Source organism: Streptomyces sp. NPDC043870 (genome assembly GCF_056435785.1).
In genome coordinates, this window is record NZ_JBWKDT010000007.1 from 1 (window position 1) to 23,016 (window position 23,016).

Consider the following 23,016-nt stretch of genomic DNA (forward strand, 5'->3'; position numbering starts at 1 on the left):
CCCCCCCCCCCCCCCCCCCCCCCCCCCCCCCCCCCCCCCCCCCCCCCCCCCCCCCCCCCCCCCCCCCCCCCCCCCCCCCCCCCCCCCCCCGCGGCTCCTGAGCCGCTGATTGCCGCTGTCCGGAGGGACGGAGGAGCGCAGGAGCGAGGGGGCCAGGGGGCGAGGGGTGGCGGATCGCCCTCGGCCGGCAGCCCTAGGCCGTGTTGCGAAAGTCCCGCCTGGCCCGCGACGCCTGGCACGCACACTCGCCGCGTTGTCGGAGTCATCCAAGACGTCCAGTACGAGGATGGTCCTCCGCCTTGCGATTGCACGCACCAGACGCCGCGGGCCCCGCCCTGCGGGCGGACGGCGCTACTTTCGCAACACGCCCTAGCGCAGTTCGGTGACGTCCAGCTCGCCCTCCGCGTACTGCCTGCGGATCACCTTCTTGTCGAACTTCCCGACGCTCGTCTTCGGCACCGTCGGGATGATCGCCCAGCGCTCCGGCAGCTGCCACTTCGCGATCTTCCCGGCGAGGAAGTCCTTCAGCGACGCGTAGTCGGCGGTCGAGCCTTCCTTCAACACGACCGTGGCCAGCGGGCGCTCGCCCCACTTCTCGTCCGGTACGGCGACGACCGCCGCCTCCGCGATCTCGGGGTGTGACATCAGGGCGTTCTCCAGCTCGACGCTGGAGATCCACTCACCACCGGACTTGATGACGTCCTTCGCCCGGTCGGTCAGCGTCAGGAAGCCGTCGGGGCCGATGACGCCGACGTCACCGGTCTTCAGCCAGCCGTCCTCGCTGAACTTGTCGACGGGCTTCAGGTCCTCGCCCGAGGCGCCGCCGTAGTACGCCCCCGCGATCCACGGCCCGCGCACCTCCAGCTCACCGGCCGACGCGCCGTCCCACGGCAGGAACTCACCGCCCGGGCCACGCAGCCGGGCCTCGACTCCGGCCGGGAAGCGGCCCTGGGTGAGCCGGTACCCGAACTCCGCCTCCGTACCGACCGCATGGGCCGGCGGCCTGGCCACCGTGCCCAGCGGCGAGGTCTCCGTCATGCCCCAGGCGTGACAGACGCGCATGCCCAGCTTGTCGAACGCCTCCATCAGCGACGGCGGGCAGGCGGAGCCGCCGATGGTCACCTGGGTGAGGGAGCTCACATCGCGGGGGTTCGCCGAGAGTTCGGCGAGAAGGCCCTGCCAGATGGTGGGGACGGCCGCCGCGTGCGTCGGGCGCTCGGTCTCGATCATCTCGGCGAGCGGGGCGGGCTGAAGGAAGCGATCCGGCATGAGCATGTTCACGCCGGTCATCAGCACGGCGTGCGGCAGACCCCAGGCGTTGACGTGGAACTGCGGAACGACGACAAGGCTCGTGTCGGCGTCCGTCAGCCCCATCGACTCCGACATGTTGACCTGCATGGAGTGCAGATAGATCGAACGGTGGGAGTAGACGACGCCCTTGGGGTCGCCGGTGGTGCCGGAGGTGTAACACATGGCCGCGGCCGTGTTCTCGTCCAGCTCCGGCCAGTCGTACGCGGTGGGCTTCCCGGCGAGCAGCTCCTCGTACTCGTGCACCTGGACCTGCGCTCCGTCGAGGAGGGAGCGGTCGCCCGGGCCCGAGACCACGACATGCTCGACGGTCGACAGATGCGGGAGCAGGGGTGCGAGCAACGGCAGCAGGGAGCCGTTGACGATGACCACGCGGTCGGCGGCGTGGTTGACGATGTAGACCAGCTGCTCGACGGGCAGCCGCAGATTGAGGGTGTGCAGGACGGCGCCCATGCAGGGGATGGCGAAGTACGCCTCGACGTGCTCCGCGTTGTTCCACATCAGGGTCGCGACCCGCTGGTCTCCGACGACGCCGAGATCGTCGCGGAGGGCGTGCGCCAGCCGGGCCGAGCGCTCACCGATCTCACGGTAGCTCCGGCGATGCGGCTCGCTCTCCCCGGTCCATGTCGTGACCTGCGACGATCCGTGGATGGTCATCCCGTGATTCAGGATGCGGGTCACGGTCAGTGGTACGTCCTGCATGGTGCTCAGCACGGCGTCCTCCCGGTGGGCGCACGGCGGTAAGGGTGTGCAGATTCTGCGCACATACCACGCGGTATGTCACTACCCCCGGGTACGAAAACCAGGACGAAAACTTGTCGGCGCCCGGCCGTCAGCGCACCGGGGACAGTTCCGGGTCTTCGCGGAGCTTGCCGAGGGCCCGGGAGACCGCGCTCTTGACCGTGCCGACGGAGACCCCGAGCACCTCGGCCGTCTGGGCCTCGCTGAGGTCCTCGTAGTACCGCAGGACGACCATGGCGCGCTGCCGGTCCGGAAGCTTCATCACCGCTCGCCACATCGCGTCGTGCAGCACCTGCTGCTCCGCCGGGTCGGGGGCGGGCACCCCGGACGGCTCCGGCAGCTCCTCGCACGCGAACTCGTCGACCTTGCGCTTGCGCCACTGCGACGTACGGGTGTTGAGCAGTGCGCGGCGGACGTAGCCGTCGAGCGCCCGGTGGTCCTCGATGCGCTCCCAGGCGACATACGTCTTGGTGAGCGCGGTCTGCAGCAGATCCTCGGCGTCGCTCGGGTTCGCCGTGAGGGAGCGGGCGGTGCGCAGCAGGACGGGCCCCCGCGCCCGTACGTACGACGAGAACGACGGGTAGGAGGGCGGCGGCGCGGCGGCCCTGGAAGCGGTCGCGCAGACTGGCGTGGTCATGGCTCCACGCTAGGAGCGGCCCCTGCCCACAGGGATCGGCCCCAGGTCCCGAAACCGGGTCCGCCTCAGGTTGTAGGGGCGAGGCCGGCCCCACCTCCTTTGGGTGGACGAGCCGTGGCCTCCAGGTCAGGGTCCGCGGCCCGGCCGACGAGCCCGGTCGGCGGCCCGGCAAGTGGGTTCGGTCGGCGGGCCCGGCCCCCGGCCCGGCCGACGGGCTCGTCCGCTTCGGCGGGCTGCCCTTGGACCTCCGGTGTCCGTCCTGGGCACCCTGCCTCAGTCGTCCGCGCCGAGGATCAGCCCGGAGGTGGGGACTCCCGTACCCGCCGTGACCAGAGTCCTGGCCGCGCCGGATATCTGGTTCACCGATGTGCCGCGCAGCTGCCTGACCGCTTCCGCGATGCCGTTCATACCGTGCAGATACGCCTCTCCCAGCTGGCCTCCATGTGTGTTGAGGGGAAGGGCGTCCGCGGCCACGAAGTCCGCCGCCTCGCCCGGCCCGCAGAAGCCGAACTCCTCCAGCTGCATGAGCACGAACGGCGTGAAGTGGTCGTAGAGAATGCCCACGTCGATGTCCCCCGGGGCCAGTCCCGAGGTCCGCCAGAGCTGGCGGGCGACCACGCCCATCTCGGGCAGTCCGGTGAGATCGTCGCGGTAGTAGCTGGTCATCTGCTCCTGCGCCCGGCCGGCGCCCTGTGCCGCGGCGACGATGACGGCGGGTGGCTGGGGCAGGTCCCTGGCCCGCTCGGCCGAGGTCACGACGACGGCCTGACCGCCGTCGGTCTCCTGGCAGCAGTCCAGCAGCCGCAGCGGCTCGACGATCCACCGGGAGGCGGCGTGATCGGCGAGGGTGACCGGCTTCCCGTGGAAGTACGCCGCGGGATTGCGGGCGGCATGGCGCCGGTCCGTCACGGCGACATGACCGAACGCCTCAGGAGTCAGCCCATAGGTGTGGAGATAGCGCTGGGCCGTCATCGCCACCCAGGAGGCGGGGGTGAGCAGCCCGAACGGAATGTTCCAGCCGAGCGCCGCGCCCTCCGCCGACGGCTCCCGCTGCTGCACTCCGGAGCCGAATCTCCGGCCCGAGCGCTCGTTGAACGCGCGGTAGCAGACGACGACTTCGGCAACCCCCGTCGCGACGGCGAGAGCGGCCTGCTGGACGGTGGCACAGGCCGCGCCGCCGCCGTAGTGGACCCGGGAGAAGAACGACAGCTCGCCGATGCCCGCCGCCTGCGCCACGGTGATCTCGGGGCTCGTGTCCATGGTGAAGGTGACCATGCCGTCGACGTCCGCGGGGGAGAGCCCCGCGTCGTCGAGGGCGGCCCGGACCGCTTCGACGGCCAGCTTCAGTTCGCTGCGCCCGGAGTCCTTGGAGAACTCGGTCGCCCCGATCCCGACGACCGCCGCCCGGCCGCCGAGCGTGTCGGCCCTGCGCACACTCATGATCGCCCCTCCGGAACTGCCCAGGTCACCGTCACCGTGCCGGTGACGTGGTGTCCGATCCCGTTCGCCCCGACGACCCTCACCTGTGCTGTGTCCCCGTCCACTTGGGTGACCGTGCCGGTCAACGTCATGGTGTCGCCCGGGTAGTTGGGCGCACCGAGCCGTATCGCCACCTTGCGGAGCGTGGAACGCGGCCCGAAGTGGTCCGTGATGAACCGCCCCACCAGGCCGTTGGTCGTCAGTATGTTCATGAAGATGTCCGGGGAGCCCTTCGCCTTCGCGAGCTCCGCGTCATGGTGCACGTCCTGATAGTCCCGGGACGCGACGGCACCCGCGACGATCAGGGTGCGGGTGATGGGGATGGTGAGCGGAGGCAGTTCCTCGCCCACGCGCGGGCCACTGTGTGTCGCGTCGCTCATGCCGTCTCCTCCTTCGCGAGCAACCTGCCGAGTTCTTCGAGGAGTTGGGAGCCGCTGCCCAGATAGGCATCGAGCTGGCGCCCCCACAGGAAGTGCCGGTGGACGGGGTGGTCGATGTCGGCGCCGAGACCGCCGTGCAGATGCTGTCCGGTATGGACGACCCGCTTGCCCGCCTCGGACGCCCACCAGCCGGCGGTCAGCGCGTACGTGACGCACGGCAGGCCTTCGTCGTACCGCCAGGCCGCCTCGTACGCGGTGACCCGGATCGCCTCCGTGTCCATGAACGCGTCGGCGGCGCGGAGCTGTACGGCCTGGTTGGTGGAGAGGGGGCGGCCGAACTGCTCCCGCGTCGACGTGTACGCCACGGTCCTGGCGAGCGAGCCCGCGCACACGCCCGCCTGGAGGCCTGCGAAGGCGGTACGGGCCGCGGCGAGCACCTCCTCGTACGCCCCTTCGTCGCCGACCCGCTCGCCGGGCGTGCCGTCCAGTGTGAGCCGGCCCGCCGCCCAGGGGGCGGTGGTCTCCACCCGTGCGGTCTGCGCGTCGGCCGTCCGTATCAGCCACAGGGCCCGGTCGCCGTCGGGCACGAGCACATGGGTGGCGTCCCTCAGCCACGGCACCCAGGTGACCGTCCCGGTCAGCCGCCCTTCGGCGGCCCGCACCGCACCGCACGCGGGGAACGCGCCGGTCGCGACGGCCGTCCCCTCCCGCAGGGCCGGCAGCAGCCTCGCCCGCTGCTCGTCCGTGCCGTGCCGGACCAGCGCAAGGAGTCCGTAGACACAGCTCGCTGCGAAGGGAACCTGCGCGGTCGTGCGCCCCTGCTCCTCCAGCAGCAGCACAAGGCCGAGCAGCCCGATGTCCTCCACTGCCGCGGTCAGGCCGGCCGCGCACAGCGCCTTCCACAGCTCGGCGTCGGTTCCGGTACCGGCCCCGGTGGCGACGAGCCGCTCATGCGTGGACAGGTCCCCGAAGATCCTCGCGGCGAGATCGCGGGCCGCGGCCTGCTCCTCCGTGGGTGTGAAGTCCATGCCTCAGCCCTCGCTCCCCCGGAACACCGGCAGCTCCAGCTCCTCGTCGACCCGCAGGAACTCGAGCCGGACCGGCATCCCGATCCGCACCTTGTCGTACGGCACCCCGGTCACGTTGCTGACGATCCGCACACCTTCGGCGAGCTCGATGAGCCCCACTGCGTATGGACCCGCCGAGTCAGGACCCGCCGAGTCAGGACCCGCCGGGTCGGCGGCATGATCGGACACGGTGAAGGCCGGGAAGGGCGGGTGGTGCATCACCACGTACGAGTAGACGGTCCCGTCTCCGCCCGCCTCGACCGTGTCCCACTCCGCCGAACCGCACGCACCGCACCCCGGCAGCCAGGGGAAGCGGAGCGTCCCGCACCCTCCGCAGCGCTGTATCAGCAGCTTGTGCTCGGCGACACCGTCCCAGAATCCGGCGTTGTCCCGGTTGATCACCGGGCGGGGCCGTCGGGCCTTGGGCTTCCTTGCGGCGGCCGGTGTGTACTTGAGGATGCGGAAACGGTGCGTCCCCGCGAGCTCCCCGTCCGCGCGGATGTCCATCCTGGTCGTGACGAAGTGCCCCGTCCCCAGCTTGGTCGTCTTGCGCGGCGACACCGACTCGATCACCGAGTCGTAGGTGATCCGGTCGCCCGGCCGCAGCGGTCTCAGATACTCCTGCTCGCAGTCGGTCGCCACCACCGAGGTGAACCCGGCGCCGTCGAGCAGCGCGGACAGCTCCTCGTACGCGCCCGTGCGGTCCGAGTGCCCTGAGAGACCGCCCATGGTCCAGGCCTGGAGCATCGTCGCCGGGGCGATCGCGTCCGGTCCCGCGTACGCCGGATTCGTGTCGCCCATCGCCTCGCACCAATGCCTGATCATCGGCTCGTTGACGAGGTCCTTGCCCGTGCCCGCCGTGGTCGCGACCCGCCGCCCCTCGTACGCCTTCAGCCGCATGTACAGGTCATCCGAATCCGTATTCACCGCTTCCCCCTCCGCATGCCGAGCCGCATCGTCGCGACGATCTCCCGCTGCACCTCGCTCACCCCGCCCCCGAAGGTGTTGATCTGCGCCGCCCGGTTCATCCGCTCCAGCTCCCCGTCGCCGAAGACTCCCGGTGAACCGGCCCTCACCAGTCCCGCCTCCCCCGTGATTTCCTGGCACATTCGATACACCTCAACGGCCGATTCGGTTCCCATGAACTTCACGCCGCTCGCGTCGCCGGGGGCCAGTCGACCGGCCCCCACATCCCCCACCAAACGCCAGTTGAGCAGGCGCGTTGCAGCGAGTCGGGCATGCACTTCGGCGAGCCTGGACCGCACCCACGGATCGTCAACCGGTCGGCCACCCGTCACCGGATCGGGGGTACGGGCATGCTGCAGCGCCGCCGCGGCGAAGTCCTCGGCCTGCATGCCGATCGCCGCGAGCGCAACCCGCTCGTGGTTCAGCTGGTTGGTGATCAGACCCCAGCCGCCGTTCTCCTCGCCGACCAGATTCGCGGCGGGCACGCGAACCGCGTCGTAGTACGTCGACGTCGTCGTCAGCCCGCCGACCGTCTCGATCGGCGTCCAGGAGAAGCCCGGCACGTCCGTCGGCACCAGGATGATCGAGATGCCCTTGTGCTTGGGCGCCTGCGGATCCGTACGGCAGGCGAGCCAGATCCAGTCGGCGTTCTGGGCGTTCGACGTGAAGATCTTCTGCCCGTCGATCAGCCAGCCGCCTGCCTCGCGGCCCGCCTCCCGCCCCGCAGCCCCGACCGGCCCACGGGCCGCACCCCCGACAGGCTCACCCCCGGCTTCCCGGCCCGCCTCGCCGTCGGCCGCACCACCTGCCCGCACCGCCTTCGTCCGCAGCGAGGCGAGATCCGTACCGGCCTCGGGCTCGCTGTACCCGATCGCGAAGACGACATCGCCGCACAGGATCCGCGGCAGGAAGAAGGACTTCTGCTCCTCGGTCCCGTACTTCATCAGCGTCGGGCCGACGGTGTTCAGCGTGACCATGGAGACGGGCGCGCCCGCGCGGTACGCCTCGTCGAAGAAGACGAACTGCTCGTCCGCGCCGCGGCCCTGCCCCCCGTACTCGACGGGCCAGCCGAGCCCGAGCAGCCCGTCCGCGCCGATCCGCCGCAGCAGCCGGCGCTGCTCCGCCGTGTCCTCGGCGGCCGGCGGCCCGCCAGGCATCAGCTCGCGGAAGTACGAACGGAGTTCGGCGCGCAGCCGCTGCTGGCGCTCTGTCGGGGCAAGGTGCACGGCGGCGGCCTCCCGGGCGGCGCAGGAGTGAGGGCCGGCGAGGGGTTCTCGGCTGTCGGGACCCGACTCTGCAGGTTTCTGACTGTCCGTCAGATACGTCGGAGCTGTCAAGGTCATGAACACGGCCAAGGCGTCGCCGACTCCGCCCGGATGCCCGCCCGCGAGGTGGCCCGCGTGCCCGCCCACGGGGAAGCCCGGATGCCCCCCTTGAGCAAAGAACGAGGAACGGCCTGCACGCCGATGCCGTAGCACCGCCGTACAGGCCGTTGTTCACCCCTGCTCACCCCTCAGCCAGGCCCCCTCGGGCCGCGACTCACCAGAGCTCGAAGAAGTTCACCGCGACACTGTCGTCCGATTGGTCGATCGCCGTGAAACCCGAGCCGTTCACGCTCGCCGTGTTGTTCTCGTTGGAGGCCCCGGAACCGGTGGCCACCTGCTGGGTGGTCGTCGAGTTGCCCAGGTTGTCGTTGCCCACACCGCTGCCGCTGATCACGGCCACGGCCGCGTTCGATCCGTCGTCCGCGAAGGCTCCACTGTCGGCGTGCGCCACACCGGTGAAGAGAGCGGCGGCGAGGGGCAGCGCGGCGACAGCGGCCAGGGCGCGGGCGGTACGGATGCTTGCCATGTCAATTCCTCCAGGAATTGGAAGTGCACCAGAGTGCACCGGAAGTTCAGAACTGCGGCTGAAACCCGGGCGGTTGGCCGACCGCCTCGGGTCGTTCTCACGACGTCGCGAGTCCAGAGTTGCCCACCGAATCCCTGGCGAACCACCCCGGAGGCCGCGATTCCTCCTCAAGCGTGAGGACATGTAGATAAACCCCCTCCACGCCGTTGAATCCGCAGCTCAAGCCACTCCGTACCGCCAGAACCGCCAGAACCGCCCACGGCGGCAGGAGAAGCGTTCCGGCACATTTTCCGCCATTCCCTCCCTGCCCCCCTTCCCTTAATCGAACACTCGTACGAACATAGAGCCATGGCCACCACCGACCGGCACAGCGTCACTCTGGCCCTCGCCCACGCTCTCTCCACCGCCGAGCGCGGGCTCCCCGTGATCCCCCTGTCCGCCACCAAGCTCCCTGCCCTCCCCTCACCCCACCGCCGCGACCCGCAGCCGGTCTTCTGCCGCGGCGAGTGCGGACTCCTCGGACACGGCGTGTACGACGCCACCGCCGACCCCGCCGTCGTACGGGCACTCTTCGCCGCCGCGCCCTGGGCCACGGGATACGGCATCGCGTGCGGCCGGCCACCGCACCACCTGATCGGTGTCGATCTCGACACCAAGTCCGCAGCGACGGGCGGCACGGACTCCGTCGCGGCGCTGCGCCAGCTGGCGCTCCAGCATCTGTTCACGGTCCCGGAGACGGTCACCGTGATCACGCCGAGCGGCGGGCGGCATCTGTGGCTGACCGGCCCGCCCGATGTCGTCGTCCCCAATTCGGCGAGCCGCCTCGCGCCCGGTATCGACATCAGGGGGGCCGGGGGCTACCTCGTCGGTCCGGGATCGGTCTCCGCGCACGGTGCGTACCGGCTCGCGCCCGGCTCAGCGCACTTGTCCCCCGCGCCCTGCCCCAGCGCTCTGCTGCACCTGATCGCGCCCCCCGCGCGCCCCCACCACCCGGCGCCGTCCCGCGCGCCCCGGGGCCAGGGCCTGGGCCTCGTCCAATTCGTGCTCGCCGCGCACGAGGGGCAGCGCAACACCCGGCTGTTCTGGGCCGCCTGCCGGGCGTACGAGAACGGCATCGGCGACTCCCTCGCGGACGCGCTGACCGACGCCGCCGTCCGTACCGGTCTGACCGAACACGAGGCACGCGCCACCATCGCGTCGGCGGCCCGCCTCACGAACCGCTGACCGCGCCCGTCGCACCGGACTCCCGTCCCCCACGCCTCCTCGCCCGCTCGGCGATCACGAACGTCACACTGATCAGCAGGGCCCAGGCCCCGAACTTCGCGACCGAAACCGGCTGCCAGCCGTCCAGCTGGTCCGGGTAGCTCCACGCGCCGGCATACGTCGCCGCGTTCTCCGCGACCCAGAGGAAGAAGCCGATCAGTACGAAGCCGAGCGCGAGGGGCATACGGTAACGCCGCGCGCCCACGGTGTAGCCGACCCACGTCCCGGCGGTCGCACACAGCATCGCCGCGGCCAGCACCCAGCGGGCGTCCGGCAGCCAGTGGTGACTGAAGAAGTTCACGTACACGGCGCCCGCGAGCCAGGCCATCACGGACGGCCGGTAGCCGGTCAGCCGAAGATCCAGCAGCTGCCAGGCGCGGCAGACGTAACTCCCCACCGCCGCGTAGAGGAACCCGCCGTACAGCGGCACGCCCAAGACCTTCGTGACCGCGTCCTCCGGGTAACTCCACGACCCGAGCCGCACCTTGACCATTTCGAACAGCAGCCCGACGAGATGGCATCCGGCGATCACCACGGTGTCCCGCGCGCTGTCCCAGCCCACCCAGCGCGCCACCACGGCCAGTCCGACCCCGTACACCAGCACCAGGTCGTAGCGTGCGACGGGCAGCTCGGGCAGCATCCCCGACACGGCGATTCCGCCGACGAGCGCGACCGCGAACGCGCAGCAGCGTGCCTGCAGCAGCCCGAAGCGTACGAGCTGCCGTGCCCCCTCGCCAATCTTCTCCATGCCTTGTGGACGCGCGCCGCGCCTCGGGCGGTTGTACGAGGGGCAGCACCATCTGAAGCACTCCGGTGACATGCCTCACAGGAGAAGCGCAGGAATCGAGAGCAACTGTCCACCTTGGGCGCTTTCACCCACCCTGCGAGTCGGCCTGAGTCGACGCCAACTGCCCCGCAGCCCACATAACTTGCTTCCTACCCCACCCATCCCGGTCATACGATCATCACAATCGCCACACAGTCGCGCGCCGCGTGAACAAACACCGCGGCGGCCGGCCCACGATTCCGGATCCCAGAAAAGGGTGCTCGTGACATTCCGTCGCATTCTGGCAACGACCGTCGCCGCTGCCGTGACCACGCCCGCCGTGCTGCTCTCCGTCACCCCTGCGTTCGCCGACAGCACTCCGGCCACCACCACGCAGGCCGAGAAGCAGGCCGACGAGAAGCGGGCCGCCGCGCCGGCCGGTGACCGGACCGGCAAGCCGCGGGCCGGCACCTCCTCCGTCGAAGAGCTGGAGAAGGCCGCCGCGCAGGCGCAGAAGGCGTACGACGATGCCGTGGCCGCCGAGAAGGCCGCGCGGAAGGCCGTGGATGCCGCCTTCTCGGACGACGCGCCCCACGCTCTTGCGGCCAAGGCCGCCGCGCAGGAGGCGGCCGACGCCGCGACCGCCCTGGCAAACGCCGAGAACACCCTTGCCGGCGCCAAGGCCGCACTCGCCGCGCTGCCCGAGACCGCCACCGAGGAGAGGGCGGCCGCCGAGAAGGCGGTGGCGGATGCCGAGGCCGCCGCCACGACCGCCAGAACCAACAAGATCGCGGCCGATGACAAGGCGGAGAAGGCCCGGACCGCCGCGGACGACGCCCGCGTCGCCGCGCTTCAGGCACTGGCCAAGGCCCAGAAGGCCACGGCCGAGGCCCTGAAGGCGAAGAACGCGGCCGACAAGGCGCTCGCCGACGCCAAGGAAGAGGAAGGGGAAGGCGAGGAGGGCGACTGCTCGTACGAGAACAAGCTGACCACCGTCGCCAGCGGCCTGCCTTCCAAGATCGTCGCCGGCTCCACGGTCGACTTCTCGCTCCGGGTGACCAACGGGACCGGCAAGACGCTCGACAAGGTCCTGCCGTTCGCCTACTTCCACGCGACGGACAAGAGCGGCTACAACGTCACCGACAGCGCCTTCAGCCTGCAGTGGTCCACCGCCGCTTCCCCCACCTGGAAGACGGTCGAGGAGGACAGCTACGCCGGTTCCATCAGCCCGCTGAAGGCCGGCGCCCACGCCGATGTCAAGCTGCGCCTGAAGGTCGACGGCAAGACACCGGCCGGTGAGGGTCTCGCCTTCTTCGCCGGTGACTACGTCAACAAGGACGGCTCGTGCGGCGGGAACGACTTCACCGAGTACTCCTTCGAGCTGCTGGCCGCCGGCACCAAGCCCGGCAAGGCCGACGACGCCAAGCCCGGCAAGACCACGCCGAGCACCTCGGGCACGCAGGCGCAGACCACGTCCACCCAGCCGCTGAACTCGACCACCGGCAGCCTGGCCGACACGGGCTCCGCCTCGGCACTGCCGCAGCTCGCCGCGGCGGCGGGAGCGGCCGTGGCCCTCGGCGCAGGCACCGTCGTCGTGCTGCGCCGCCGCAAGGCAGGCTCCGCCTCCTGACGCACCACCCCTCGTGTACGTGAGCCCGACCTCGCGTACGTGAGGCACGTGAGGCACCCCCTCGCGTACGTGAGGCCCCCCTCGCGTACGCGAGGAAGGGCGCTCCCCGGCAGCGGGGGCGCCCTTTTGCGACGCGGTCGCCGACCTGAGAGTGCGGTGCGTTTCACGGCACAGACGCGAGCCTCACCGCACAGACGCGAGCCTCGCGGCACAGACGCGAGCCTCACCGCACCGGCCCACGGTCACCGCACCGAAGCCGCCGGCGGACGTTCGCGTACGGCGCCGTAAGCGATGAAGTACGCCGGCACCCGGTTCAGCCACCGCGAGGTGGTGAGCAGCTCGGTCACCCGCTGCGCCCGCGCAGGGTTGCCGAACGGCGGGCGGCCCGTCAGCAGCGGTTCGATGACCCGCGCGTGGGCGGTCCGCTGCAGCGCCTGCGTGACGACCGTGGTCGGCCAGCGACGGCGCTGGACGGCGCGTACGTCCCGCAGACCGACCGCGCCTTCGCGCAGCGGTTCGACGAGATACCGGGCGGCGGCCACGGCGTCCTCGACGGCGAGGTTGATGCCGATGCCGAAGACCGGCGACATCGCGTGCGCCGCATCGCCGATGCACAGCAGACCCGGGCGGTGCCAGCGCCGGAGGCGGTCGAGGCGGACATCGAGGAGTTTCACCTCGTCCCACGACCGCAGCGCGTGCACCCGGTCCGCGAGCCATGGGACGGCGGCCGTGAAATCGGCCATGAACCGATCGAGACCGGCGGCGCGGCGCGCGGCGTCGGTGCCCTTCTGGATCAGCGCGGCGACCTGCCAGTAGTCCCCGCGGTCGATCATGGCGCTGAAGAAGCGGTCGCCGACGCCTCCCACCAGCCCGTGCGGATCGTCCTCCCGTCGCGGCAGCCGGAACCACCAGGCGTCCATCGGGCAGGTGAAACTCCGCAGCCCCAGTTCGGGCAGCGACCGGGCCAGCGAGCTCCGGCCGTCGCAGGCCACGGTGAGGGTTGCCCGCAGCTCACCGGTGCGGCCGTCCGGGGTGCGGTACCGCACCCCGGTGACCCGTCCGTGCTCCACCAGGAAGGAGGTCGCCTCGGTGCTCATCCGCACGGAGAAGGAAGGCTCCCGCCCGGCCTCGTCGGCAAGGAGGTTGAGCAGGTCCCACTGCGGCACCATCGCGATGTAGTTGTACGGGCCGCGCAGCACGCCGATGTCTCCGACGGTGACCAGCGAACGGTCCGGGCCGAGCGGCAGCTGGACCGTCGTCACCCGCCGCTGCGGCAGACCGGCGAACCGCTCGGCCAGGCCCAGGTCGTCCAGCAGCGCCAGCGTGGACGGATGCACGGTGTCGCCGCGGAAGTCGCGCAGGAAGTCGCCGTGCTTCTCCAGGACGGTGACCTCGACACCGGCCCGGGCCAGCAGCAGGGCGAGGACCATTCCGGCGGGGCCGCCACCCACCACACAGCACGTGGTCCGCTCCATCGCACCCGCTCCCTTCGGTGAAATCCAGCGATCCACCACACTGGGACATATACCCTCAAGTCCTGATCAATCCGTCGCAAGGGTTCGCGACGCACACCTCACGCGTTCACAACGCACCTCGTGGACTCGCGACGCACCTCAAGCGTTCGCCATGCACGTCAAGCGTTCGCAGCGCACCTCAGGCGTCGCGACGCACTTCGGGAGGCACGATGAGCCAGCAACCGGTCCTTCTGCCCTACGCCGACCCGGCCTTCGTCGCCGACCCCTTCCCGCTCTACCGACAGCTGCGCGAGGAAGGCCCGGTACGCCGCGCCGTCATCGCCGGCGGCCTGGAAGCCTGGCTGGTCACGCGGTACGACGACGGCCTCGCGGCGCTGTCCGACCCGCGGCTGAGCAGCGACATCCACGACGCGTCGGATCCCCGGCTCATGGAGACGCTGCCCGCGACGGAGCGCGAGTCCATGGTGAGCAACATGCTCCGCTCCGACCCGCCCGACCACACCCGCCTGCGCCGCCTGGTCTCGAAGGCGTTCACCGCGCGGAGGGTGGCCGAGCTGCGGCCCCGCGTCCAGGAGATCACCGACCGACTGCTCGACGCGATCGCGCCCACCGGCCGCGCCGACCTCGTCGCGGACTTCGCGCTGCCCCTCCCGGTCACCGTGATCAGCGAACTGCTCGGCGTGCCCGTGGACGACCGGCACGACTTCCAGCGGTGGACCGACCAGATGATCATGCGAGGGGCGAAGCTGCCCGACCCGGCCCTGGTGGACGAGGCCTGGCAGCACATGCGCTCGTACCTGACCAAGCTGCTGGAAGCCAAACGAGCCCGGCCCGGGGACGACCTGCTCAGCGCGCTGATCACCGCCCGGGACGAGGAGCGGCGGCTGGACGAGGACGAACTGATCGCCATGGTGTTCCTGCTGCTCGTGGCGGGGTACATCACCACGGTCAACCTGATCGGCGGCGGCGTCGCCACACTGCTCGCCAACCCCGGCCAGCTGGAGATGCTGCGGGACGATCCGGAACTGATGCCGGGCGCGATCGAGGAGTTCCTCCGCTACGACGGACCGGTCAGCCCCGGCATCGCCCGTTTCGCGCGCGAGGACGTCACCATCGCGGGCGTCACCATCCCGCGCGGCGCGACCGTGCTGATCGCGTCCGCCATCGCCGACCGCGACCCGTCGCGGTTCCCCGATCCCGACCGCCTGGACATCACCCGGCAGGACAACGCCCACCTCGCCTTCGGACACGGCATCCACTACTGCCTGGGAGCACCGCTGGCCCGGCTGGAGGGCCAGATCGCCATCGGCACCGTCCTGCGCCGCCTCCCCGGCCTCGCCCTCGCGGTACCCCCCGGCGAACTGCGCTGGCGCCTCGGCGGCCTCCGCGGCCCCCAGCACCTGCCCGTCACCTTCACCCCGGTCGGCCTGAAACGGTAACCGGGCGTGCTCACGGTCCCGGCGGGCCTCTTCCCGACGGGCCTCGGTCCGGGCGGGTCTCTTCCGGGCGGGCCCCGATCCGGACGGGCCTCGGTCCGGGCCGATCCGGGTCACGGCCCGGACGGAACCCCGGTGATCCCAGTGCGTGTCGCAGGAAGTACGGGACGATCAGCGCGGCGCGATGGGCCCGGACGACCTCCGACGTCCGGGCCCTTCCGCATCTCACGCACGTCCCTTTTGGCTGCTCATAACCGTTTCGCGCACTCGTTCGAATTCTGTCCGTCCGCTGTGTTAGGTTGCGGCGCCTTCCGGAGGACTGTTCCGCGTCGACCCCCGTGTGTCCGCGTCGAACGGCCTTCTTCCCATGCCTTTTTGGAGGTGCCGCGTGGCCGCACGCCACAAGCCGAACCGACGACGACCGCTCGTACGCAGCGGAGTTGCCACCGCCCTGGCCCTCGCTGCCGCCGGCGGATCCCTGCCCTTCCTCCTGTCGGACGCCCACGCCGAGACCCCCTCACTGACGGTCCCGGCCCCGGACCGCTTCCAGCCGGTCGCCAACCCGCTGTACGGCGCGGGGCCCGGCGGAGTCGTGGAGCGCACGGAGGTCAAGGACCAGAGCGCGCTCGGCTACTACCGCTGGACCCCGGACGGCGGTACCCCGGTCGACCTGCCCGCCTCGTCCCCGGCCGACGACGTCAACACGATCGACGGAGCGAGCCACGTCTCGGTCACCAGCGGGGACGTCGTCGCGATCTACGACTTCCCGAACCAGGTGCAGCTCAAGGACATGAAGTCCGGCACCACCACCAAGTACACGCTGCCCAGCGGCCACTTCTACCGTGGCGTCTTCGGCTCCGCCGTGCTCACCGCCACCCGGGACGCGGACGGCAACAAGGACGTCCTGCACGTGCTGCGCATGGCGGACGGTCAACTCACCGACACCCTCGTCACCGGCCTGACCGGCTGGGTCGCCGAGGACGGCATGACGCTCGGCGGCGACGACCGTTCGGTGGCGATCTGGTACGCGCAGCCCGACGGCACCCGGGGTGTCGGTCTGCTGGACCTGACGACGGCCGAGGTCACCCCGGCGTTCCCGGGCGCCACCGGCACGAACGCCCAGGTCGTGTTCTCGGACGCGTACGTCGCCTGGTACTCGCCCGAGGGCGGCAACACCGCAGCTCGCGTACTGCCCCGCGCCACCCCGGAGGCGGCCGACACCAAGGTCGAACTCGGCTCGGACGGTGAGGGCACCCCGCGGCTCGGGCTCGTCGGCGACTGGCTGCTGACCACGCGTCAGTTCGAGCAGAGCCAGGGCGACTTCCTGGCCCGCCAGGGCGCGCCGCTCACCGCCCTGCCGATCGCCGGCGGCGAGCCCAAGACCCTGCTGGAGCACGCCGGCTGGCGTATGGCGCAGGTTCCGGGCGGCGGCGTGACCGTCACCGGCGGCGCCTCGGCCGGGGACTGGGCGGTGCGCAGGGTCTCCGCCGGCGTCGACGAGGCGCCCGTGCTGCGTACGGTGCGCCAGGTGGCGCCCAAGGAGGGGACGCTCACGCGGATGTCGCTCACGGCCGGGCACCTGGTCACGGCCGAGTCCGACACCACGTACCTGCCGGCGCTGTTCCAGCGGCAGATCACCCCCGGCGCCGCCCCGTCGGCGGGCGAGCGGTCGCTGCTCGCGCGGCCGGACGCGCAGACCACCGGCGAGACGGCGCAGCGCGTCTACGACTCGCGGCAGCCGGTCGGCACCGGAGACGGCCGTACCGTCGTCGCCACGACCGACGCGGACGGCGCCCAGGTACTCGTCGTGCTGGCGGCGGACGGCACCAAGACCGTCGTTCCCGCCGTGGACCCGCAGACCGGCGAGAAGATGCCGACGGGCTCCGACCACTACTCGGCCGTGCGGTCGGCCTCCGGCCGCTACGTGGTGTTCGGCGACAGCGGACGCGGCCTGGAGGACCGGCAGTACGTCGTCGACCTGGACGCGTCCGGCGGGCCGAAGGTGGTCCGGGTCCGCCAGGGCCAGGGCGGTCTCGCGGTATGGGGCACCAAGCTGTGGATGCCGGGCGACTCGGAGGGCTCGCTCCAGGCCGTCGATCTCAAGTCCGGCGAGACGACGGCCACGGAGGCGATCACTGACAACGGCTGTCTGCCGCAGCGGCTGCAGACCGCCGGACCGTGGGTGTACTGGGACTGCTACCCCTCGGGTTCGATCAGCTCCGGCCACGGCGTCTACAACACGCAGACCCAGCAGTCGTCGTGGGCCCCCCGCGGCACCCTCGGCGACGGCTACGTGGTGGCGTACGACGGGGACCGCGGCCAGCTCAACCTGACCCCGATCGGGGACGCGTCGCGCACCATCGAGGCCTTCATGGTCCAGTACGCGTACCCGATCGTGGAGGCCGACCGCTTCGGCGGCGCGGTCGCGTACGCGAAGGAGAAGAGCGCCCAGATCACCGTGGTCGACTCGGGCGTCGCCACCTCCCCCGTGGCCGGGATCGAGTCGCGGGTCGATCAGTCCGTGGACCTCAAGTCCGCCACCGACGCCGTGTGGGACGCGGACTGGCAGCTGTCCAAGCCCGTCACCGACGCCCAGGTGACGGTCCGGAACAAGACCGGGCGCGCGGTGTTCACGGGCTCGGCCAAGGAGTACGCCGCCGCCGTCTCGTTCTCGTGGGACGGCCGGACCAGCGACGGCCGGTACGTCAACGACGGCACCTACACCTGGGAGCTCACCGGCACGCCCGCGGACGGCAGCGGCGGCGCCCTGAAGGTTACGGGCACGGTCGCGTTCAGCGGCGGCGAGCGCGCGCGTACCACGAGCTGAACGACGGCGCCGATCACCTGAGCGGCGACGGCAAGGGCATCTTCGCCGAATAGGAAGCCGCTGTGTGGCGCAGGTCATGCCCCCGGTGAGCGAAACGCCGGGGGCATGACCACGCCACCGGCCGGGCGCGCCCGCGCCGGGGATGACTGGCCAGGTCGTGTCTGACAATCGCCAGGCGGGATTTGTCAGACACGGCCTAGGCCGGCCCGGCGGGGTCGTGGGTGATCAGGTCTCCCGGCTGACACCCGAGGACATCGCAGATCCTCGACAGGGTCGAGAAGCGGATGGCCTTGGCCCGCCCGTTCTTGAGCACGGACAGGTTGACGACGGTGATGTCCACTCGCGCGGACAGTTCGGTGAGCGTCATGCCGCGTTCGGCAAGGAGCCGGTCGAGGTGGATCCGGATCGCATGCGGTTCCTCATCGGGCATCAGACGGTCCCTTCGAGGTCCTCTCGCATCCGGACACCCTCGCGCATGATCTTCCCCATGATCACTGCGGCGAGGCCGGCGAGGACGAGCACCAACGGCCCGGAGACCGTCGGCCCAGAACCCACCATCGGCGCCATGCTCCCGACGAGCCAGGACTGCGACCAACCGACGACGAGGCCGGCCAGCGGCGTGCCCACGGCGACGAACCAGCCGAGAGCAGAGAGCCGTTGCGACACCGCATCGGTGAACGGCCCCTGCAGCAGGACGGTCTTCAGCAGCCGGGAGAAGAGAAACAGCGCGAGAGAACCGAACAGCAGCCAGGGCAATTCGCCCCCGAGGTCGGCAGCGCGCTGCCCCGCGGAGGGACTGTCCTGGCAGAGGCGCGCGGCGCTGCTGGAGGCTTCCACGCCCTTGCCGACCGGCAGGTTGTCCGCCAGTGAGGCATTGCGCCAGAAGTCCGTCTGCACGCAGACGGCCCCGTCGTCGAGCATGTGCGTGACACCCGTGCCGATGAAGGCGATCCCGCAGAGCACCGCCAGTGCAAAGGTCACCGAGGCCAGGGTCCTCGTGAGTCGCGTGTTCACCGCATCCCTCCCCATCGATTATCGATATGCCCAAGCCTAGAGCAGCATATCGATAATCGACAAGCTCACGGCCGCCGACGAGGCCGCCCCCGGCGCGCTGAGAAGTCGACTCCCCACACACGGGCACTGCTTCAGGCTGAGGATGCGGGGACGCCTGGGGGACAACGGCAGATCGGAGCCGGGGCACAGGCAAGAAACGGTGGGACAGTGCGCATGCAGAAGGGTGTCCGGAAGATCCGGGCACCCCTTCTCACCTGGCCTTATGTGGCCTGCACGCGGTGGGTGTGGGATTTGAACCCACGGTGACATCGCTGCCACGACGGTTTTCAAGATCGCTCAAGGGGGCCACTCGCCCATTGAGACTTCACCGGCCTTCTCAGGCAAGCTGAGGTACCAGAGACGCTGGCGCAGACGGGCCCGTAAGGTTTCGCCCATGGTGACTGCGACTGTCCGCGAGTGGCGCGATGAAGAAGGGTGGGGCGTGCTCGACTCCCCCGAGACTCCCGGCGGGTGCTGGGGCCACTTCTCCGACATCCAGATGGCAGGGTTCCACACGCTGTCGCCTGGACAGCAGGTAGACCTCAAATGGGAAGCCCCCGGCTTCAAACAGGACGGGTACGACTACCGCGCCGTGAGCATCGTGCCTCGGACCGCCTGACATCCACACCTGACATCAACGACGGCGCACAGCCACGGCCCCGCGCAGATCGCGGCAACCCCGCACCCTTTGCCGGAGCATGCAGTAGCGCCCCATCGATCGAACTCCTAAAGCGGTGGCTTCCTGGCAACCAGCGGCCGCGGCCAGCTAGCGCAGGCCACGAGTGCGCTGCCGTCCTCGGTGAGGAAGAGCAGGGTGAACCGTGTCCGATTGCCAGGATCGATCAGCGCTGAGCGCACAGGCCGGCCATATTCCCTGATGAGCTGCACTGCTCGCTCCAGGCCAGGAGGTTCGAATCCGCACATCCGCATGCGCTGAAGTCGGCGACTGAAGACTCCGGCATGCGCACCAGTGGGTTGTACCCGCTCCTCCACCGAGTAGGGGGCGCCGCTGCGGAGGGCGGCCAGAGCTATCACGGACGCCTCGTCATCACCGATCAACAGCGATTCCAGCACATGCCGTTCCATGGTCACCCCGTTTGGATCGTGCGGTACAGCAGCCAGGTACCGCAACCCTAGTAACCGCCCCCGCACGGTAGCGTCCCTCCGGGCCCGCCCAGCGGCCGGTATGACCCCCGCTGACCGATCGCGCTAGAGCTACGGATCAGAAGTTCCCCGTGCCACAACCGTGCCAGATCGGACGGGGACTCACGGGGAACTGCGGCTGCTGACGGGGCCACAGCCAGTAGACGCCGAAGTCGGCATCCTGCAAGTCAGACCCCAACTCGCCCAACCTCGCTCCTAAAGTGGTTGTCCAGCCCGCTCACCGAGTCCACACCCGTTGGAACTCCGCCCTGTGCGTTAGTTCCTCCGGCGACGCCCCTGCGCATAGGGGCCGTGGCGATCATGTTCCCGCCATTCCTCGTCACGGGGGTCGCGGTCTTCGCCGCCCGCGTTGTCTCCAGGAGTCGAAATGTGTTCCCCATTGTTGACCTTGGCCAGCAGCGAGGCGAGGGGATCAGGGGGATCGTCGCTGAAGCGATCGGAGCCGCGCTCGGACGGCGGCCCCGGCTCTATCCCGTCGTGACGCGACCGTGATGTACCGCTCATGAGCAGCCCTCTCCGACTCGCTGAGATGCACTAGAGATCCTTCCCTGGAAGGTCACCGGCAACCCGACTTCGACCTTGCCAGTGCTGTGCAATCCTGCCGCAAGCCGACCGACTTTGGGCACACTCCAGACCTCAACCTCTGTCCGTGCCATGTGCGTTGGCCTCGCTGGCGAGGCTAGAAATGTGCGCCGTCAACACCGGAAGGCCTCGCGGCTCCGATTGATCGGGCAGACGCAGCACGAACGACAGCATGGGGGCGTTGTCAATCACCTGCTGACTCCGTCCTCACCCGGATCTGATGGACGGCTGACATCCACAGCTGACATCAACGACGCCGGACGGGGGCGTACACCAGCATCTCTGTCCCGCCGTGGCACCAGTCGCCAACCGCAGCCGAAGCGGGCTCGGATCGAACTCCTAAAGCGGGTGTCGCAGTTCGGATTCTCCCCCCACGCCGCAGCATCGCCATGTCGCTCGCTGCGCCACCCCGGCGCCATGGTTCGGGCGGCCTGCGCCCACTCAGTCAGAGCGGTGCCATGACCAGCTCGCCGATCACCCGAAAGCCGACCTGCGCTGCCAGCCAAGGCGCACGCTCCGCCTCGACCTGTTTGACATGGACGAACACGGTGTGAACGTCAGCGGGCTCATCCAGGTACAGGTCATGGGCATGGGCCGCCAGCGTGACGTAGGCGCCCCTGGTCCCGCCCCGGCCGAGATTGACTTCTGGCGCTGCCGGCCATCCGTTGAAGTCCCAGCGGACCATCGCTGGAGCACTTCCCGCGGCCGCCAGGAACACTTCCGCCATATGGATCGGCCGAGACCAGTCGGACAGGAGTACCGGTAGGTGGTCAGCGGCAGCTCCGCCCTCGCGGGAAGAACCTCGCCTGTCGGCTCCGTACGCCCACCAGTCAGCCTCCGGTACAACTTCGGCCAGCCTCTCCAACTCCCGGGGTGTCCGAGCAACAGCCTCCAAGTCCACCTCGACGCTACTGGTGTCAGCCAGGTCCAGAAGCTGCCGGACCACTCGGAGCGCCTCAGCCAGGTCCCCGGTTCTCAGGATCGGCTGTGCGTACGAATTCGACATGCGCGCAGTGTGCCAGTGCGTACCGCTCCTCGGCCTCTCGATTGCGTGGAGGAGCCAAGCGTGGCAAGGACGTGACGCGCCAAGCAAGCGAGTGGCCGATCCGCTCCGTGTGTGTCATCGCCCTCGTGCCCGATGCGTGCCCCACGAGGTGGGAAACCACGGTCAATGGCGGGCACTGAACCATGCGGCCAGGCTTGGATCCAGCGCCCGTTGAGCCTGGCCAGGACGCAGATCGGGCCATCGAAGCGCGGTGATTCCCAAGCTCAACCCGCTACAGGTATCCATGTCAGACCGGCCTGCGACACTGCGGCACATGTCTCTCGCCGATCTCAGTCTTGACCAGTGGCGATCCTTCGACCTGCATACCGCACGTCGCGTCGCCGAGAAGGCGGCGGCCCGAGCCGATGGCCGTGTGACCGTCGTCGAAACCATCGAGCACCTCGGTGCCCCGCTGCACCGCGTCCGCATCGAGCAGAACTCGCAGGAATTCGCGCTCATACCCGGTGGCGCAGTGACACTCGGATTCGACCTCGACGCCTGGCAGCCAACGCCCGAGCAGACCGCCGACTTCCAGGCGAGCCTGGATCAGGGATACGGCTTCGGACCCGATCTTCGAGCCCACCTCGCACAATTGCTCAGTCCACGCCGGAGCGTCGTCCTGGCCGCGGTGCTCATGGCCGTGGAGGACGAGAACCTGACCGAGCCCCCTGCCGACATGCCGGCTGTCCTCGCGGCTCGCGGCCTGCGGATGCCGACCTCCGACGAGTGGGAGCACGCCTGCGGGGCCGACGCGGACACGCTGTTCCGGTGGGGCGACACCTGCCCCATGGACCGCATCCCGTACGGGGACCGAACCGGCCCGCACGCTCAGCCGAACGCCTTCGGCCTGCGCATCGCCTACGACACCTACCGCTCGGAGCTGACGAGCGACGTCACCGCGGTCCACGGCGGAGACGGCGGCGAGTCGGTGTGCGGTGGATACGGCACTCTGCTGGCCTGGCTGCCCCTGGCCACCGCGAACCGCAACCCCTTCATGGCCGAGTTCGTGTACGGCGAGGACGGCGAAGACATGTACGAGGATTTCTCTACTCGGCCTGTGCTCACGCTCTGATCCTCAGGGCACGCTTCTGGGCCACAGCTGGGCCACACGCCCTGGTCAGAAGCGGGGCACGGGCGAGAAACCGTGAGACAGTTCGAATACGAGAGGGGTGCCCCGGAATTCCGGAGCACCCCTTCTCACCTGGCCTTATGTGGCCTGCAAGCGGTGGGTGTGGGATTTGAACCCACGGTGACTCGCGCCACGACGGTTTTCAAGACCGTTCCCTTAGGCCGCTCGGGCAACCCACCCCGCGCCGCCCCGATCATCGGGATGGCGCGTGCACAGC

At 70.1% G+C, this 23,016-nt stretch carries 19 protein-coding genes and 1 tRNA gene; 6 read left to right on the top strand and 14 right to left on the bottom strand.

Translation table 11 applies throughout. The features are described 5' to 3' along the window. Positions 1-369: 369 nt before the first annotated feature. From AC0699_RS11450 to AC0699_RS11485, 8 genes are all read right to left on the bottom strand, one after another. A complete protein-coding gene (locus AC0699_RS11450) occupies positions 370-2,022 on the bottom strand; it encodes a long-chain fatty acid--CoA ligase (protein ID WP_478658592.1) in 1,653 nt (550 codons plus the stop codon). A 118-nt stretch (positions 2,023-2,140) separates the two neighbouring features. Beyond that, positions 2,141-2,686, bottom strand: coding sequence for a SigE family RNA polymerase sigma factor (locus tag AC0699_RS11455; protein WP_478658595.1), 546 nt, complete (start codon positions 2,684-2,686; stop codon positions 2,141-2,143). 273 nt (positions 2,687-2,959) lie between these two features. Further along, positions 2,960-4,126: a lipid-transfer protein gene (locus tag AC0699_RS11460; RefSeq protein ID WP_478658598.1), complete on the bottom strand. Its 1,167-nt coding sequence runs from the start codon at positions 4,124-4,126 to the stop codon at positions 2,960-2,962. Beyond that, positions 4,123-4,545: a MaoC family dehydratase gene (locus AC0699_RS11465; protein WP_478658601.1), complete on the bottom strand. Its 423-nt coding sequence runs from the start codon at positions 4,543-4,545 to the stop codon at positions 4,123-4,125. The genes AC0699_RS11460 and AC0699_RS11465 overlap by 4 nt, the downstream gene beginning before the upstream one ends. After that, on the bottom strand, positions 4,542-5,573 hold the full coding sequence (locus AC0699_RS11470) for an acyl-CoA dehydrogenase family protein (protein WP_478658604.1): 1,032 nt from the start codon (positions 5,571-5,573) through the stop codon (positions 4,542-4,544). The genes AC0699_RS11465 and AC0699_RS11470 overlap by 4 nt, the downstream gene beginning before the upstream one ends. Before the next feature lie 3 nt (positions 5,574-5,576). Beyond that, positions 5,577-6,512 (bottom strand): bifunctional MaoC family dehydratase N-terminal/OB-fold nucleic acid binding domain-containing protein, encoded by a 936-nt coding sequence (locus AC0699_RS11475; protein ID WP_478659091.1) that lies wholly within the window; start codon positions 6,510-6,512, stop codon positions 5,577-5,579. A gap of 23 nt (positions 6,513-6,535) precedes the next feature. Then, positions 6,536-7,804, bottom strand: a complete 1,269-nt coding sequence (locus AC0699_RS11480) for an acyl-CoA dehydrogenase family protein (protein WP_478658607.1) — start codon at positions 7,802-7,804, stop codon at positions 6,536-6,538. Between the two features lie 313 nt (positions 7,805-8,117). Then, positions 8,118-8,429: a hypothetical protein gene (locus AC0699_RS11485; protein ID WP_478658610.1), complete on the bottom strand. Its 312-nt coding sequence runs from the start codon at positions 8,427-8,429 to the stop codon at positions 8,118-8,120. A 348-nt stretch (positions 8,430-8,777) separates the two neighbouring features. On the opposite strand from AC0699_RS11485, the gene AC0699_RS11490 reads away from it, so the two are divergent. Beyond that, positions 8,778-9,653, top strand: a complete 876-nt coding sequence (locus AC0699_RS11490; RefSeq protein WP_478658613.1) for a bifunctional DNA primase/polymerase — start codon at positions 8,778-8,780, stop codon at positions 9,651-9,653. Here AC0699_RS11490 and AC0699_RS11495 read toward each other — a convergent pair. Beyond that, on the bottom strand, positions 9,640-10,440 hold the full coding sequence (locus AC0699_RS11495; protein ID WP_478658615.1) for a DUF817 domain-containing protein: 801 nt from the start codon (positions 10,438-10,440) through the stop codon (positions 9,640-9,642). The genes AC0699_RS11490 and AC0699_RS11495 overlap by 14 nt on opposite strands. Positions 10,441-10,741: 301 nt before the next feature. On the opposite strand from AC0699_RS11495, the gene AC0699_RS11500 reads away from it, so the two are divergent. Next, a complete protein-coding gene (locus tag AC0699_RS11500) occupies positions 10,742-12,088 on the top strand; it encodes a hypothetical protein (RefSeq protein WP_478658617.1) in 1,347 nt (448 codons plus the stop codon). Positions 12,089-12,330: 242 nt separating this feature from the next. Here AC0699_RS11500 and AC0699_RS11505 read toward each other — a convergent pair whose 3' ends face one another. Further along, positions 12,331-13,563, bottom strand: coding sequence for an FAD-dependent oxidoreductase (locus AC0699_RS11505; RefSeq protein WP_478658619.1), 1,233 nt, complete (start codon positions 13,561-13,563; stop codon positions 12,331-12,333). A 209-nt stretch (positions 13,564-13,772) separates the two neighbouring features. Here AC0699_RS11505 and AC0699_RS11510 point away from each other — a divergent pair, with 209 nt between their 5' ends. Beyond that, on the top strand, positions 13,773-15,002 hold the full coding sequence (locus AC0699_RS11510; protein ID WP_478658621.1) for a cytochrome P450 family protein: 1,230 nt from the start codon (positions 13,773-13,775) through the stop codon (positions 15,000-15,002). A 385-nt stretch (positions 15,003-15,387) separates the two neighbouring features. Further along, positions 15,388-17,826 carry a FlgD immunoglobulin-like domain containing protein gene (locus AC0699_RS11515; RefSeq protein ID WP_478658623.1) on the top strand — a complete coding sequence of 813 codons (2,439 nt, stop codon included), beginning with the start codon at positions 15,388-15,390 and terminating at the stop codon, positions 17,824-17,826. A gap of 196 nt (positions 17,827-18,022) precedes the next feature. Here the strand turns inward: AC0699_RS11515 and AC0699_RS11520 are convergent, their stop codons facing one another. Beyond that, positions 18,023-18,256 carry a helix-turn-helix domain-containing protein gene (locus AC0699_RS11520; protein WP_453664807.1) on the bottom strand — a complete coding sequence of 78 codons (234 nt, stop codon included), beginning with the start codon at positions 18,254-18,256 and terminating at the stop codon, positions 18,023-18,025. Next, positions 18,256-18,840 carry a DUF2975 domain-containing protein gene (locus tag AC0699_RS11525; RefSeq protein WP_478658625.1) on the bottom strand — a complete coding sequence of 195 codons (585 nt, stop codon included), beginning with the start codon at positions 18,838-18,840 and terminating at the stop codon, positions 18,256-18,258. Before AC0699_RS11525 ends, AC0699_RS11520 begins: the two co-directional genes overlap by 1 nt. Positions 18,841-19,273: 433 nt before the next feature. Here AC0699_RS11525 and AC0699_RS11530 point away from each other — a divergent pair, with 433 nt between their 5' ends. Beyond that, the gene (locus tag AC0699_RS11530; RefSeq protein WP_478658627.1) at positions 19,274-19,498 is read left to right on the top strand and encodes a cold-shock protein; all 225 of its coding nucleotides are present in this window, start codon (positions 19,274-19,276) and stop codon (positions 19,496-19,498) included. Positions 19,499-21,070: 1,572 nt separating this feature from the next. Here AC0699_RS11530 and AC0699_RS11535 read toward each other — a convergent pair. Continuing rightward, entirely contained in the window at positions 21,071-21,631 is a 561-nt protein-coding gene (locus tag AC0699_RS11535; protein WP_478658629.1) for a hypothetical protein, read from the bottom strand. A 313-nt stretch (positions 21,632-21,944) separates the two neighbouring features. Here AC0699_RS11535 and AC0699_RS11540 point away from each other — a divergent pair, with 313 nt between their 5' ends. Next, positions 21,945-22,742, top strand: coding sequence for a hypothetical protein (locus AC0699_RS11540; protein ID WP_478658632.1), 798 nt, complete (start codon positions 21,945-21,947; stop codon positions 22,740-22,742). A gap of 151 nt (positions 22,743-22,893) precedes the next feature. Here AC0699_RS11540 and AC0699_RS11545 read toward each other — a convergent pair. After that, positions 22,894-22,978, bottom strand: a tRNA-Ser gene (locus AC0699_RS11545). Between the last annotated feature and the right edge of the window lie 38 nt (positions 22,979-23,016).